The sequence below is a fragment of the Cobetia sp. BMC6 genome, from assembly GCF_029991385.1.
Classification (GTDB): Bacteria; Pseudomonadota; Gammaproteobacteria; order Pseudomonadales; family Halomonadaceae; genus Cobetia.
Window position 1 is genome coordinate 57,312 of the sequence record NZ_JAKUMF010000011.1, and the last position, 14,702, is coordinate 72,013.

Annotated in this window: 11 protein-coding genes; 8 read left to right on the forward strand and 3 right to left on the reverse strand. The window is 64.8% G+C overall.

All coding sequences use genetic code 11. The annotated features are described in order from the left end of the window. Positions 1 to 250 precede the first annotated feature (250 nt). Entirely contained in the window at positions 251 to 496 is a 246-nt protein-coding gene (locus MKZ40_RS15335; RefSeq protein WP_043333988.1) for a GlsB/YeaQ/YmgE family stress response membrane protein, read from the reverse strand. Positions 497 to 594: 98 nt separating this feature from the next. Then, on the reverse strand, positions 595 to 1,200 hold the full coding sequence (locus MKZ40_RS15340; protein ID WP_175090471.1) for a DUF924 family protein: 606 nt from the start codon (positions 1,198 to 1,200) through the stop codon (positions 595 to 597). 278 nt (positions 1,201 to 1,478) lie between these two features. Between MKZ40_RS15340 and MKZ40_RS15345 the strand changes: the two genes are divergently transcribed. The 7 genes from MKZ40_RS15345 to MKZ40_RS15375 all read left to right on the forward strand — a co-directional run bounded on the left by MKZ40_RS15345 (position 1,479) and on the right by MKZ40_RS15375 (position 12,459). Further along, a complete protein-coding gene (locus MKZ40_RS15345; protein ID WP_254627190.1) occupies positions 1,479 to 3,215 on the forward strand; it encodes an alkaline phosphatase D family protein in 1,737 nt (578 codons plus the stop codon). A gap of 363 nt (positions 3,216 to 3,578) precedes the next feature. Continuing rightward, the gene (locus MKZ40_RS15350; RefSeq protein ID WP_175090470.1) at positions 3,579 to 5,174 is read left to right on the forward strand and encodes a solute:sodium symporter family transporter; all 1,596 of its coding nucleotides are present in this window, start codon (positions 3,579 to 3,581) and stop codon (positions 5,172 to 5,174) included. A gap of 517 nt (positions 5,175 to 5,691) precedes the next feature. Then, the gene (locus MKZ40_RS15355; RefSeq protein ID WP_175090469.1) at positions 5,692 to 7,284 is read left to right on the forward strand and encodes a solute:sodium symporter family transporter; all 1,593 of its coding nucleotides are present in this window, start codon (positions 5,692 to 5,694) and stop codon (positions 7,282 to 7,284) included. 132 nt (positions 7,285 to 7,416) lie between these two features. Continuing rightward, positions 7,417 to 8,304 (forward strand): DUF2927 domain-containing protein, encoded by an 888-nt coding sequence (locus MKZ40_RS15360; protein ID WP_175090468.1) that lies wholly within the window; start codon positions 7,417 to 7,419, stop codon positions 8,302 to 8,304. A gap of 144 nt (positions 8,305 to 8,448) precedes the next feature. Then, complete coding sequence (locus MKZ40_RS15365; RefSeq protein WP_175090506.1) at positions 8,449 to 9,654, forward strand: MFS transporter; 1,206 nt, start codon at positions 8,449 to 8,451, stop codon at positions 9,652 to 9,654. A gap of 115 nt (positions 9,655 to 9,769) precedes the next feature. Continuing rightward, positions 9,770 to 11,257 (forward strand): YcjX family protein, encoded by a 1,488-nt coding sequence (locus MKZ40_RS15370; RefSeq protein ID WP_254627189.1) that lies wholly within the window; start codon positions 9,770 to 9,772, stop codon positions 11,255 to 11,257. Continuing rightward, positions 11,254 to 12,459, forward strand: a complete 1,206-nt coding sequence (locus MKZ40_RS15375; RefSeq protein WP_254627188.1) for a TIGR01620 family protein — start codon at positions 11,254 to 11,256, stop codon at positions 12,457 to 12,459. The genes MKZ40_RS15370 and MKZ40_RS15375 overlap by 4 nt, the downstream gene beginning before the upstream one ends. Before the next feature lie 116 nt (positions 12,460 to 12,575). Here MKZ40_RS15375 and MKZ40_RS15380 read toward each other — a convergent pair whose 3' ends face one another. Then, on the reverse strand, positions 12,576 to 13,727 hold the full coding sequence (locus MKZ40_RS15380; protein WP_175090467.1) for an oxidoreductase: 1,152 nt from the start codon (positions 13,725 to 13,727) through the stop codon (positions 12,576 to 12,578). Positions 13,728 to 14,010: 283 nt separating this feature from the next. Here MKZ40_RS15380 and MKZ40_RS15385 point away from each other — a divergent pair, with 283 nt between their 5' ends. Beyond that, positions 14,011 to 14,676, forward strand: a complete 666-nt coding sequence (locus tag MKZ40_RS15385; RefSeq protein ID WP_175090466.1) for an NAD(P)-binding oxidoreductase — start codon at positions 14,011 to 14,013, stop codon at positions 14,674 to 14,676. Positions 14,677 to 14,702: the final 26 nt, after the last annotated feature.

The window sequence follows — 14,702 nt, forward strand, 5'->3', positions numbered from 1 at the left end:
GTCCAGGTGCATCCTGTCCAGGTACTTCCTGTCCAGGTACACGCCTCGACAAGGCGCCTCTCGGCGCCGTGACAGATCACCGGGCAGTCAGGAGCCCGGGTGACAAGAGGCGTTGCTGCGGCGGGTGGCTACATCGAATCCATCCAGACACCCGCAAGGGACTTCACTTGCTGTTGACGATTGCACTTGCTGCTTGCACTTGCGACTTGCGCTTGCTGACAACCGCCTGACGGGGCTCGACATCGCGCCGTCAGGCCTTGGACTTGACCTTCGAGACGATCCACAGCAACACCACCGCCCCCACGACCGAGACGACCAGCGAGCCGATGATGCCGGTGGAGGCCAGCCCCAGCAGCTTGAAGATGACGCTACCCAGCAGGCCGCCGACAACACCGACGACGATGTTGCCAAGAATGCCGAAGCTGCCGCCGCGCATGATGTTGCCTGCGATCCAGCCGGCCAGACCACCGATGATCAACCCAAGAATGATACCCATCTGCTGTCTCCTTCCTTGCTGATGTACGGGCGCTTGGCGCCGCTGTACAAGTCTTGGAGACGACGTCACGCAATTAAAAGGGGTCGATTCTTCATTTGTCAGAATGAGGAGCCGGGCTGGCCCAGGAAGGCGATCTCTTCCGGCGTGGACTCGCGGCCGAGAATCGCATTGCGATGCGGGTAGCGGCCGAATCTACGCACGATGTCCGCATGCCGATGCTCATAGCGCAGGGTGTGCTCGAGGCCGGGGCGTGCGAACAATTGTTCGGCGTGTTCATGGATGCGCAACGATTCGCTGTGCATCCACGGCATGATCGCGAAGGGCTGCCAGGCCAGCGGAAGACGGTCCAGGTCGCCCAGCGCGACGGCCTGTTGCGAGAGCGCGAGCGCCAGGTTGTCGCCGCTGAAGGCACGCGGCGTATCGCGATGGATATTGCGCGCGAACTGGTCCAGCAGCAGGATTTCCGCCAGCCGCCCACCGACGCTCGTCCGCCACTCCCATAGCTCACAGGCGAGCGCCTGCTCGAGGCGCATGGCGAATCGCTCACGCAGCTGGCCATCGAGTGCATCGCTCTTGCGAAACCAGTCCTTGGGCGTCAGCTGAGTGAACCAGTAATCGAGTACATGCCGTGCCTGGGGGTGGCTGTCCGTGATCAGCCTGGCAGGATCAGGTTGTGAGAACTCCGAGGGGGTTGAGCGGGGCATGAGGGGTGTCCTTGCGTGAAATCGGGCAATAAGCCGCGAGAAAGGCCTGACTGAGTGCGGCACCTTGTACTGCAAGTGCCGGGCGTGGGCGGCGTGGAGCGATCATGGTTCTGACACCGGATCTTCATCTTGAGCGTGGAAAGTAGTCTCTCCCATCAGCGCTGTCAGCCTTTGCGGCCTGCCCCGCGATGGTTGGCGCCCTGATGTCACTCGTGATGTCACTTCTGATGCCACTTGCTATCCCAACCTGACGCCAGATTGTTACAAGGAAGCCCCTCATGTCCCGCCGTCTGTCTGATCTGCTGCCTTTGCGCTCCTCTCGCAAGTCCCACGCCGCTCACGTTTCCCCCACCTCCCACACCTCCCCCGTCTCGCCAAGCACTGCGCCAGCCGGCAATGGTGCTGCACCAGGCACCCCCGCCGGTGCCCCGTCACGGATGGACCGCCGCCAGCTGCTGGGGCGCGGCCTGCAAGGCGCCGGGGTCGGGCTGCTGGCGACCACGGGCCTGCTCGGCGCCCCCGCGATCGTGATGGCCGAGGGACGACGACCGCGCATGCCCTCCGGTGTGATGAGCGGCGACGTGACCGCCAGCCGCGCCATGCTGTGGAGCCAGAGCGACAAGCCGGCACGCATGCTGATCGAACTGGCCGACAATCCCGAGATGCGCGGCGCCTTCCAGATGCGCGGTCCGGTGGCCCTGCCGACGGATGGCCTGACCAGCAAGCTCGACCTGACTCGCATCGGCACTCGCGCCAACGCCAGCGGCGAGGTCTTCTACCGGGTGCGCTACGCGGCGCTGGATGATCACCGCGCCATCAGCGAGGCCACAGCCGGTCGCCTGGTGTTGCCGCCCAGCGCGCAGGCACCGCGTGCGCTGCGCTTCGTGTGGTCCGGTGACACCGTCGGCCAGGGTTGGGGCATCAATCCGGACTTCGGTGGCCTGCGCCTCTACGAGACCATGCGCCAGGTCAAGCCGGACTTCTTCCTGCACTCCGGCGATACCATCTACGCCGATGGCCCGCTCAAGGAGAGCGTCACCCAGCACGACGGTAGCCTGTGGCGCAATATCGTCACGCCCGCCAAGTCCAAGGTGGCAGAAACGCTGGACGAGTATCGTGGCCAGTACGCCTACAACCTGATGGACGAGAACCTGCGCCGCTTCAATGCCGAGGTGCCGATGTTCGCCCAGTGGGATGACCACGAGACCACCAACAACTGGTACCCGGGCGAGATTCTCGAGGATGATCGCTACACCGAGAAGAATCTCGACGTGCTGTCCGCCAATGCGCGGCGCGCCTTCCTCGAGAACATGCCGCTGCGCACCGGCCCTGCCGCGCCGGAGCGCATCCACCGCAACTTCAGCTTCGGGCCGGGGCTCGAGATGTTCATGCTCGACATGCGCAGCTTCCGCGGTGCCAATTCCGCCAACCGCCAGACGGGGCGCGGGCCACAGACCGACTTCCTGGGTCGCGATCAGCTGGCCTGGCTCAAGCAGTCGCTCAAGGCCAGTACCGCCACCTGGAAGGTCATCGCCTCCGACATGCCCATCGGACTGCTGGTGCGTGACGGCGACAATTTCGAGAACGGCGCCAATGGGGATGGCGAGGCATTGGGACGCGAGCAGGAGATCGCCGAACTGCTCAAGTTCGTGCGCGATCACGACATCCAGAATCTGGTCTGGCTGACCGCCGATGTGCACTACACCGCCGCACATCACTACTCGCCCGAGCGCGCCGTATTCAAGGACTTCACACCTTTCTGGGAATTCGTCAGTGGCCCGATCCACGCCGGCACCTACGGCCCTGGCGAGCTGGACAACACCTTCGGACCAAGACTCGAATTCGTGAAGGCACCGCCTGAGGGACGGGCCAACATGTCGCCCAGCGAAGGCTTCCAGTTCTTCGGCCAGGTGGATCTCGATCCCGAGAGCGAAGCGCTGACCGTCACACTGAAAGACATCCACGGCGCCTCGCTCTACCAGCTGGTGCTGACCCCCGCCGGCGCCAGCGTCTGACAGCGGTGTCGGTTACTGACACCCGCTGCTGACTATCAGCTTGCGATACCAGCTTCTGACAACGACAACGCCCCGCCTCCTGCCGTCGATCGACACGCAAGAGGCGGGGCGTTCTGGTCATGGCGACAGGTCGACAGCCGCTACCGGGCTATGTCTGCACGAATCAGACAATTGCAGAAAAATGTCAGACAAATTATCAATGGTGAGGGTCCGGCATTTCTTTGACACTGATCGGCACGCTAGATGTCGGTCGCTGACAGCGTGTCTCGTGCTACCGCGCGCCAACGGTGAGGCATGTTCTGCAGACGATGGGCAGCTGAGCAAGCAGGCCTCCGAGCCCTGTTGTTCAACAAGGATAATGCCATGAACGCCCTCACCCTGAGCTCCTTCGTGTTCTTCACGGGGCTGGTCGCCGTGATCACCTGGTGGCTGACCCGTCGTGACGACCATCAACATTCCACCGGCTATTTCCTCGCCGGACGCAGTCTGACCTTCCCGATCATCGCAGGCTCCCTGCTGATGACCAACCTCTCCACCGAGCAGATGGTGGGCCTCAACGGCGCCGCCTTCACCGACGGCCTCTCCGTGATGGCCTGGGAAGTGGTAGCCGTGGTCTCGCTGGTCGCGATGGCCATGTTCTTCCTGCCACGCTTCCTCAAGAGCGGTATCACCACCCTGCCGGAACTGCTGGCACTGCGCTTCGATCGCACCACCCAGCTGCTGGCCAACCTGATCTTCATGCTGGCCTACGCCATCATCCTGCTGCCCAGCATTCTCTACTCCGGCGCCCTCGGTCTGATGGGCGTGCTCGACCTGCGAGCCCTGACCGGCATCGACTCGCAGATGGTGCTGCTGACCGGCACCGTGATCGCCGTCGGCATCGCCGGTGCCATCTATGCCCTCTTCGGTGGCCTGCGCTCCATCGCCATTTCCGACACTCTGAACGGCATCGGCCTGCTGATCGGCGGCATGATCATCGTCTACTACGGGCTGGACCGCGTCGGCGACGGCAACGGTATCCTCGCTGGCTGGGAGACGCTCAAGGAGACCCACCCGGAGAAGCTGAATTCGCTGGGCGGGGATGACCAGTCAGTGCCGGTCTCGACCCTGTTCACCGGGGTGCTGCTGCTCAACATGTTCTACTGGTGTACCAACCAGCAGATCATCCAGCGCACCTTCGCCGCCAAGACCCTCGCCGAGGGCCAGAAGGGCGTGCTGCTGACCGGTGCCCTCAAGCTGCTGGGCCCGCTGTATCTGGTGCTGCCGGGCATCATCGCCTTCCAGCTCTACGCCGGTGACGGCATCAAGGCCGACGCCGCCTATGGCCGGCTGGTCTTCGATGTATTGCCCGCGCCGCTGACCGGCTTCTTCGCCGCGGCGATGGTCGGCGCGATCCTGTCGTCCTTCAACTCGGCGCTCAACTCCACCGCCACCCTGTTCAGTCTCGATGTCTACAAGGCACGCCTCAAGCCGCAGGCCAGCGATGAAGAGGTGGTCAAGGCCTCCAAGTGGGCCGGCTGGATCATGGCCGCCGCCGCGATGGCCATCGCCCCGCTGCTGGCGACCCAGGAAAGCCTGTTCGTCTATGTGCAGAAGGTGAACTCCATCTACTACATCCCGCTGTTGGCGGTGATCGTGGTGGGACTGATGTCCAAGCGCGTGCCGGCCATCGCCGCCAATCTGGCGCTGGTGCTCGGCTGCGCGGTCATCGGCCTGTTCTACTTCGTGCCGACGCTTTCCGAACTGGTCGATCGGGTGCACAACTTCCACTTCATCGCCATCGTGCTGGTGCTGTTGATCGCCATGATGCTGGTGATCGGCAAGCTGTCACCGCGCGCCGAACCCTGGATCCAGCAGGACGTCGGCGCCATCGACATGACGCCCTGGGCCGGCACTCGTATCGCCAGCATCGTGCTGCTGGTACTGGTGATGGCCATCTACCTGGCCTTCGCCAGCTGATCGCCCCACCCGCACGACGCGATCGCACGCCGCATGTCATCGTCATCGCCATGACCTCACGACATGTGCGTACGAGATGAACGCACGACATGCTAACGCCAGCGCCCCGTCATCTTCACTGATGACGGGGCGCTGGCGTCTCTGACTAAGCATCAAAGGTGACCCGCAATGCGCGGTGAAAGCCGCGACATGCGTCTTTTTATGACACTGCGATCAAGGCCTGATACCAGAGACTGAGAAGCAATGACCTCCTGTTCATTCTCAACGCTCAATCGACGCCAGCTGCACCTCAAAACCAACGTATGTTCTACAAATGGCGGATAGCGAGAAATCAGCAGATACCTACACTATCGCCAGTCTTGCCGTGAATGTTACCGGTGAGTCTCTTCACGGACGATGACACAGCCTGCTGTGTGCATTGCATCGCCACGGCTGGATCGGCATCGAATCATCTCCTCGGATCATGAGCCTGACCCCTTCTGATTCGACGCCGCACGCCTAAAGGAACCCTCCCCCCATGCATGCTCTGACACTTGTTTCTTTCGTGTTCTTTACCGGCCTGGTCGCTGTCTTGACCTGGTGGTGGACACACCGCGATGACACCTCGCATTCCACCGGTTACTTCCTCGCCGGACGCAGCCTGACCTTCCCGCTGATCGCGGGCTCCCTGTTGATGACCAACCTGTCCACCGAGCAGATGGTCGGCCTGAATGGCGCCGCCTTCACCGATGGTCTGTCAGTGATGGCCTGGGAAGTCATGGCGGTACTGGCCATGGTGGTGATGGCAATGTTCTTCCTGCCACGCTTCCTAAAGAGTGGCATCACCACCTTGCCTGAGCTGCTGGCCTTGCGCTTCGGACGCAGCACCGAGCTGATCACCAACCTGATCTTCCTGTTCGCCTACGCGGTGATCCTGCTGCCGATCATCCTCTACTCCGGTGCCATCGGCCTGCAGGGCATGCTGGACCTTCCCTCGCTGACCGGTATCAGCTCGCCCAATGCACTGCTGTGGATGACCATCTGGGTCGTCGGCATCATCGGTGCCATCTATGCCCTGTTCGGCGGCATGCGCTCCATCGCCATCTCCGACACCTTGAACGGCGTGGGCCTGTTGATCGGCGGCATGCTGATCGTCTATTTCGGCCTCGATGCCGTCAGTGATGGCCAGGGTGCGATGGCCGGCTGGGACACGCTGACCGCCGCCAATCCGGAGAAATTCAACTCAATGGGCGGCGAAGACCAGTCGGTACCCTTCTCGACTCTGTTCACCGGCGTGATGATCATCAACTTCTTCTACTGGTGTACCAACCAGCAGATCATCCAGCGCACCTTCGCCGCCAAGACCCTCGCCGAGGGCCAAAAAGGCGTGCTGCTGACCGGTGCCCTCAAGCTGCTGGGCCCGCTGTATCTGGTGATTCCCGGCATCATCGCCTACCACCTCTACGCCTCTTCCGGCGTCAAGGCCGACAGCGCCTACGGCCAGCTGGTGTTCGATGTACTGCCCGCACCGCTGACCGGCTTCTTCGCCGCGGCGATGGTCGGCGCGATCCTGTCGTCCTTCAACTCGGCGCTGAACGCCACCACCACGCTGTTCTCCACCGGCATCTACAAGGCGCATCTGCGTCGTGATGCCAGCGACGAGGAAGTGGTCAAGGTCTCCAAGGGCTTCGGCTGGGTGCTGGCGATCGCCTCCATGACCCTCGCGCCGCTGCTGGCCGGTCAGGAGAGCCTGTTCGGTTACCTGCAGAAGATGAATGCCATCTACTTCATCCCGATCTTCGCCGTGGTGCTGATGGGGCTGCTGACACGTCGCGTGCCGACCATCGCCGCCAACCTGGCACTGTTGATCGGTTGTAGCGTGATCGGGGTGGTCTACTTCGTGCCGGCCTTCTCCGGCGTGCTGGACGTGATCCACGAGTTCCACTTCGTCGGTCTGGTGTTCGTGCTGTTGATCGCGATGATGCTGATCATCGGCAAGCTGGCGCCGCGTGACGAGCCGTGGATCCAGCAGGATGTCGGCGCCATCGACATGACGCCCTGGAAAGGTGCCAAGGTCTGTGCACTGCTGCTGGTCGTGCTGGTGATCGCCATCTATCTGGCCTTCATCTGACGCCTGAAAGCCGCCTTTTTGGGACGGCAAATCGTCATCAAATGAGTATCACGCCCCGCGTTGCCCTCTCGGACACGCGGGGCGTTTGCATTTCAGGCATGCTGGACTGCATGTTCCCTGAAGAGGTCGCCCATGCTCTGCTTACCCCATCGCCAGCTCAAGGGGCTGTTCTTTTCCACGCTGAGGGCTTCTTTCGCTTCCTCGCTGAGGGCGCCTTGGGCACTCAAGGCGCTGGGGATCGGTCTGCTGCTGTCCTGTCTGGCCACCATCAGCCCGAGCCAGGCCGCCGAGCGCTGGCAGCGGGCCGCTGTACTGGCGGACAGCTTCATGGAAGTGGCACTCAAGCGTGAATACCTGCCCGGCAGCAGCGCCTCGCTGGTGCGCTGGCAGAAACCGATCACGGTCTGGGTCGACTCGCAGCTGGGCGACTCATCTCTGCAGCGACAGATGAGCGAGATCCAGTTCCGTCATCTATCCACCATCACCGGTCATCCGCTGAGTTTCGTGTCTTCCGCCAGAGAGGCCAATCTGCGCATCGCCTTCATCGCCCGGGAAAACATGACGCGCGAGGCCGCCGCCTATGTCGGCAAGCAGCAGGCCGCCACCCCGGGCATGCGCAAGGCATTGCGGGAAGGCGCATGCCTGACGCTGTTCAAGACCGGGCCGGATCACGCCATCACCAGCGGCCTGATCCTGATCCCCGCGGACTATGTCCGCCAGAAGGCGCGCCTGGTGGACTGCGTCGTCGAGGAGAGCGCCCAGTTGATGGGGCTGCCCAATGATTCGGATAACGTCTTTCCCTCCGTCTTCAGTGACGTCACGGTGGATACCTGGCTGAGCCCGCTGGATTACGTGCTGCTCAAGATGCTGTATGCCTCGGAACTCTCCCCCGGCATGTCAGCTACACAGATCCGCGCTGCGCTGCCCGCAGTCATCCAGCGCCTTTCCGAGCAGGGCGAGCTGTCACACGCCATTCACCGTGTGCGCCAGGGCAGCCTGCGGGAATGGGCGGGAGACTAGGCTCGCCGTGAGCGCGACCCCGGGCATGGAGTTGGAACGCCTGGACGGAGTACAGGCATAATCAGGACAGGCGCACCGGGCGCCGATATCCGACGGAGCTGCGCCTTCATGCCACTATCTTCTCCCGCTGCCGACCGGGCACGCCTGCCCTTGGCCGTCACGCTGCTGTCGCTGTGTCAGGCCTTGCTGGTCAGCGGCAACATCCTGCTGATCGCGGTCTCACCACTGATCGGTGCCCAGCTGGCCTCGAGCAGCTGGTCGACCGCGCCGGTCGCCACCCAGTGGCTGGGACTGATGTGTGCCACCATTCCCGCCTCACTGATCACCGCCCGCCTCGGGCGGCGACGTGGCTTCGTGCTCGGCAATCTGTGCGGGCTGGCTGGCGCGGGGCTGGCCGTGCTGGCACTGCATCTGCAGCATTTCGGGCTGTTCCTGCTCGCCACCTGGCTGGTGGGCATCGGCATCGGCTTCGGTCAGCTGTATCGCTTCGCCGCGATGGAGGCCGCCCCGGAGGAGCAGCGCGAACGCGCCATCGGGCTGGTAATGGGGGGTGGCGTGCTGGCGGCCTTCTTCGGACCCTGGCTTGCCCGCACCAGTCATGCGCTGGCCGACACGCCCTTCCTGGGTAGCTTCATCGGGCTGGGGGCGCTCTATCTGGTGGCGCTTCTCTTGCTGGCCTTCATCCGCCTGCCCAGCGAGGACAATGCCCGGTCAGCCGACGGTGATGCAGTGGAACCTGCACGCCCATTGGGCGTGATCCTGCGTCAGCCGACCTTCCTGCTGGCCGTGCTCAGCGCGATGGTCGGCTATGGGGTGATGAATCTGGCGATGACGGCCACACCGCTGGCGATGGCCCATGCCGGACACGGCTTCGATCACGTCGCCACCACCATCCAATGGCATGTGGTCGCCATGTTCCTGCCGTCCTTCTTCACCGGGCGGCTGGTCGCCCGCTTCGGGTCGGGCACCATGATCGTGACCGGCTGCGCCTTCCTGCTGGCAAGTCTTGCCACCGCGCAGCTGCTGGCCGCCGACTACCTGACGGGAACCCAGGGGTTCTTCCTCGGTCTCATCCTGCTCGGCATCGGTTGGAACTTCACCTTCCTGCCCGCCACCACGATGCTGACCCACTGCCATCGCACCAACGAGAAGGCCCGCACCCAGGCTGCCAACGAGTTCCTCGTCTTCACCACCGGGGCGGTGACGGCGCTGCTGGCCGGCCCCTTGGTCAGCACGCTGGGCTGGGCGCTGCTCAACCTGCTGCTGATCCCCGCCTGCCTGCTGCCCATCGCCCTGCTGGTGTGGCGTCAGCTTGCCTTGCGCGCCGATCGCCCGCAGATAGAGGGTTGATGGCGAGCCGTACGGCGCACGCTGACAAGTCCCGGCCATCATCCAGCTCATCATCAGCTGCCAGGATGCCATCACGTCGCGCCGCCGCCTCGCCCCCACTGACAGGGAATGCCTGATGTTCAACACCATGACCCGCAACGCCCGCCAGCTTGCCCGCGATGTGGGCCGCGAAGCACATGACCTGCTGGAGCGCGGTCTCGACCGCCAGCTGCGGCTCGCCGTCACGGGCCTGTCCGGTGCCGGCAAGACCGCCTTTCTCGTCTCGCTGATCGAGCAGCTGCGCCATGCCGGACTCGGCGCGCGCCTGGAACTGCTGCCTGCCGCACGCGACGGCCGCCTGCTCGGCGCGGAACGCGTCAGCCAGCCGGACCTCTCCATCCCGCGCTTTCCGCTGGAAGCCGGCCTGCGTTCGCTGTCCGGCCAGCAGTCACCCCACGGGCCCGAATGGCCGACGCCGACCCGCAGCATCAGCGAGCTGCGTCTCAAGATAGGCTTTCGCCCCACCTCGCGCGCCGCGCGCATGCTCGACAGCCAGCGCGCCACCCTGACGCTGGACCTGATCGACTATCCCGGCGAATGGCTGCTGGACCTGCCGATGCTGGAGCAGGACTTCAGCGGCTGGAGCAGTGAGTGCGAGACCCAGCTGGCCGACGGGCGTGGCGACTGGGCGCAGGACTGGATGGCGGCCATAGAGGGCCTGACACCGGACAGCGAAGTGGATGAAGACCGCCTCGCCGAGATCGCGAGCCTCTATACCGACTATCTGCACGCCGCGCGCCGCAAGGGTGGCTTCGTCGACCTGACACCGGGCCGCTTTCTGCTGCCCGGCGAGCTGGACGAGGCGCCGGTGCTGCAGTTCTTCCCGCTGCCGGGGCTCGGTGACTGGACACCCGACGCGTTGGCCGCCCTGCCGGAAGCCAGCCTGTATCGCACCCTGGCGCGGCGCTTCGATCACTATCGCCGCCGCGTGGTGCGCCCTTTCTATCACGACCACTTCCGGCGCTTTGATCGCCAGATCGTGCTTATCGACGTGCTGGGCGCGCTGAATGCCGGCCCGGCGCCATTCCGCGACCTGAGCCGTGCACTGGACAAGCTGTTCGACAGCTTCGCCTATGGCCGCCGCCACCTGCTGGCGCGCCTGATGGACCGCCGCATCGACCGCCTGGCCATCGCCGCCACCAAGGCCGACCACGTCACGCCAGAGCAGCATGGCGCGATGCGCGACCTGCTCGAGCAGCTGCTGGCGGACCCGCTCAAGCGCCTGCGCTATCGCGATGTGCCACTCAAGGCCTTCACCATCGCCGCCATCCGCGCCAGTGAGGCGCGTGAGGTGGTAGAGAATGGCCAACGTCATCCGGCACTGGCGGGACAACTGTTAGGCGAGCACGAGGGAGCGGGCGACTCGGACACACAAGGCACTGGCCGCGAGTCCGTGCTGCTGTTCCCGGGCGAGGTGCCTTCACGGCTGCCCGACCCGAATTTCTGGGCCGAAAGCCGCTTCGACTTCCCCCACTTCGCGCCGCCGAAGATCGATGGCAATGCGCCACCTCACATCCGCATGGACGCCGTGCTCGACTGGCTGCTGGGAGACCACCTGAAATGAACACCGAATCCCGCCATCCGCGCCCGGGCAAACGCTTCACGAGCCCCGATTCGGCGCAGGCCGATGCCGCCTCGCCCCCCTATGCCGAGCGCCCCACCGAGAGCGCATCGAAGAGCACGGCAGAGGCCCTGCGCGGCGCGCGTCACTTCTCGCCGGAGATGGAAAGCCAGCCGCTGGCGGCGGCCGAACCGGAACCCGCCACGCCGGGACTGGATGCGACGCTGAGCGCCCGGCCACGTCATCGCGGCCTCAAATGGCTGCTGCTCGGCACCCTGACACTCGGGGGTGTCGAAGCCGGTCATGCGCTCTATCAGGCGGCCATGGGCGGCGACCTGATCGCCGGCGCCTGGGGTCTGCTGGGCCTTGGCGCCATCGGGCTTGGCGCCCGTGCGCTGGGCAAGGAGCTCTTCAGGCTGCGTCACCTGCGCAGGCACGTCGCGCTGCGCGCCGAGCTGGAAGAGCATCAGCAGGATGACTTTGGCCAGGAGAGCTTTGGCCAGAAAAGCTTTGGCCAACAGGGCTTTGGCCAGCGCGGTGATGCGCTGTCCACGCCTGACGAGGATTCGGGCAAGGCAGGCGGCAAGGCCGACAGCCAGCAGGAAGACCTGCTCGAACAGCTGCGTCGCCAGATGAAGCTCGGCGATGATGACGCCGGCGTGCGCGCCTGGCGCGCCGCCTGTGAAGCGCATCACTCCCCATCGGAGCGCCGCGAGCTGTTCGCCTTCCACGTGCTGGGGCCGCGGGACCGTGAGGCGCGGCGTCTGATCTCGCGCATGAGTGGCGAGACAGCGGTGATGGTGGCGGTCTCGCCGCTGACCTGGGTCGACATGAGCCTGGTGGCCTGGCGCGGTCTGCGCATGATGGAGCGCCTGTCGCGCCTCTACGGGCTGGAGCTGGGCTATGCCAGCCGCCTGCGGCTGTTCAAGGAGGTGCTGGCCTCGATGGCCTTCGCCGGTGCCAGCGAACTGGCTGCCGAGGCCAGCATGGACCTGCTGTCGATGAATCTGGCCGGCCGCCTCTCCACCAAGGCCGGTCAGGGACTGGGCAGTGGCCTGATGAACGCACGTCTCGGCCTGCGAGCCATGCGCCTGCTGCGCCCCATCCCCTTCCATGCCGAGGAGGTGCCGCGCATCGGTGAGCTGCGCGCGGAGCTGTTCTCGCGCATGCGCAAGGCCGACAAGGGCGAGAACGACCCGAGCTGAGCAGGCCGCGTCCTCGCCTGCCACTGCCTTGAAAAACAAGACGCGCGCCTCTGATAGCTGGCCATTCGGGCCTTCAGGGCGCGCGTCTTTCGTGAGTCATCTCACCTTCGATGGTTTCAGCCTTCGCTGGCGATGCCGGCCTCCAGCCACTTCATCACGCGCAGCGCCTCATGGGGTGAAGTCGGATTGCCGCCCTGGCCACGAATGCAGTCGCGCAGCCCCGCATACCAGGCCGGATAGTCGCCATCGCGGCCCTGATGGGTGCCACCCACCAGCACCTGCTCGCCTTCGGCGCCATCCGGGTCGGCCTCCAGCACGGTCAGCATTCCGGGACGCGCATCCCGCCCCCACTGGCGCGCCTGGCGCTCCAGCGGGTCACGCGAGGGCCAGTCACCGGCCTTGAGGCAATCCTCCTGAGGGTCGAGCCCGAATACCACGTAGCTGCCACGGGTACCGTGTGCGGCAAAGCGTGCCGTCGGCGCCGCCGTCAGTGCACTGGCGTGCAGCTCCACTACCAGACCCGGGTGCCTTGGATGGTGGGCGTAATCGAGCACGGCGTGGAAGAAATCATCGGTCACCGCGCCCTCGCGCTGGGCGCGACGCGTGAGCTGGATGGTGCTCGGTTCGCCGAAAAGGCACAGCGCCTGATCCAGCAGATGCGGACCGAGGTCATACCACAGGCCGCTGCCGGGCAGTGCCTGCTCACGCCAGCGGTTCGGCACCGTCGGACGGAAGCGGTCGAAGTGGGATTCCAGATGCGCGATACGGCCCAGCGTGCCGTCGTTGATCAATTCCGCCAGCGTCAGGAAGTCGGCATCGAAGCGCCGATTGTGAAATACCGCCAGCACCCGTCCGGCCTGCTCGACCTGGCGGGTCAGGGCCTTACCTTCTTCAAACGTCACCGTGAAGGGCTTGTCGACGACCACATGCTTGCCTGCCGCCAGCGCCGCAGAGGCCAGCGGAGCGTGGGTCTCGTTGGGCGTCGCGATGATGATCAGGTCGATGTCGTCACGCGCAAGCAAGGCCTCAGGGGTGGCCTCCACCTCCAGCTGCGGACGCTCGGCCCTGACGATCTCGGGCCGCGAGGTGGACAGTGCCACCAGCGCCAGCCCGTCCGTGGCCTCGATCAAGGGCGCGTGGAAGGTGCGCACCGCCATGCCATAACCGATCAGCCCGACCCGGATCGCGCTCTCGGAGGGGAAGGCGGCGCCGTGCCATGCGGCAGTGTCGCTGTGCTCATCATTATCGGGGTGGGCTATGCGGCTCATCGGGCATCCTTGTCGTTGGCGCAATCTTTGGGGAGTCGTACCTGGCAGCGCCATCCTAGCAAGGCTCCCGTGCCACAGACAGAGATGACAGCCGCCTTTAATGCTTGACCATCGCAGACTTCATCCCGCGAGCGAGGCGCCGCGTAATGCCCGCGATTGAACGGCCCCCTTGAAGTCTCGTGATTCAGCCCGCAGACCTTGCTCTACAAGGAGGGGCGTGGCAGTGAGTGGGAATACCACTCGCAAGCCACCTCGCCATTTGATTCGCGAAGGAGCAGACAGCATGCGCAAGACGCTCATCATCGGTGCCAACGGCAAGATCGGTCGTCAACTCTGCGAGAAGGCTCAGGCCGCCGGCGAACCCATCGTGGCGATGATCCGCTCGACCGAGCAGCAGAGCTGGTTCCATGATCGCAGCATCCCGACGGTACTGGGCGACCTGGAAGGCGAGATGCGCCAGGCCTTCTATGGCTGCGATCAGGCGGTGTTCGTCGCGGGCTCCGGCCCGAACACCGGCCCGGACAAGACGCTGACCATCGACCTGCATGGTGCGATGCGCACCGCAGAGCTGGCCGCCGAATTCGGGCTGTCGCGCGTGATCCAGGTCAGCTCGATCCGCTCCGAGACACCACTGGCCGGCCCGGCAGCGATGCGCCCCTACTTCGCGGCCAAGAAGGCGGCCGACCTGTGCCTCGCCGAGAGCGGCCTGCGTCATGTCATCGTCAAGCCCGGCCGTCTCACCAACGACAGCGGCAGCGGCAAGCTGACCCAGAACGCCGATGACTCCGACGAGATGCAGGTCTCGCGCGCCAATGTCGCCGAGTTCCTGCTCGGCTTGATCAAGGCTCGCGAGATCGGTGGCCGTCATCGCAAGGCGCCCATCTTCACCCTGTTCGACGGTGATACCCCGGTTTCGCGTCTGATCAACGCCACGGCGACCGCCGACTGAGCGCGCGCCTGAGCCTGTGACAAGGT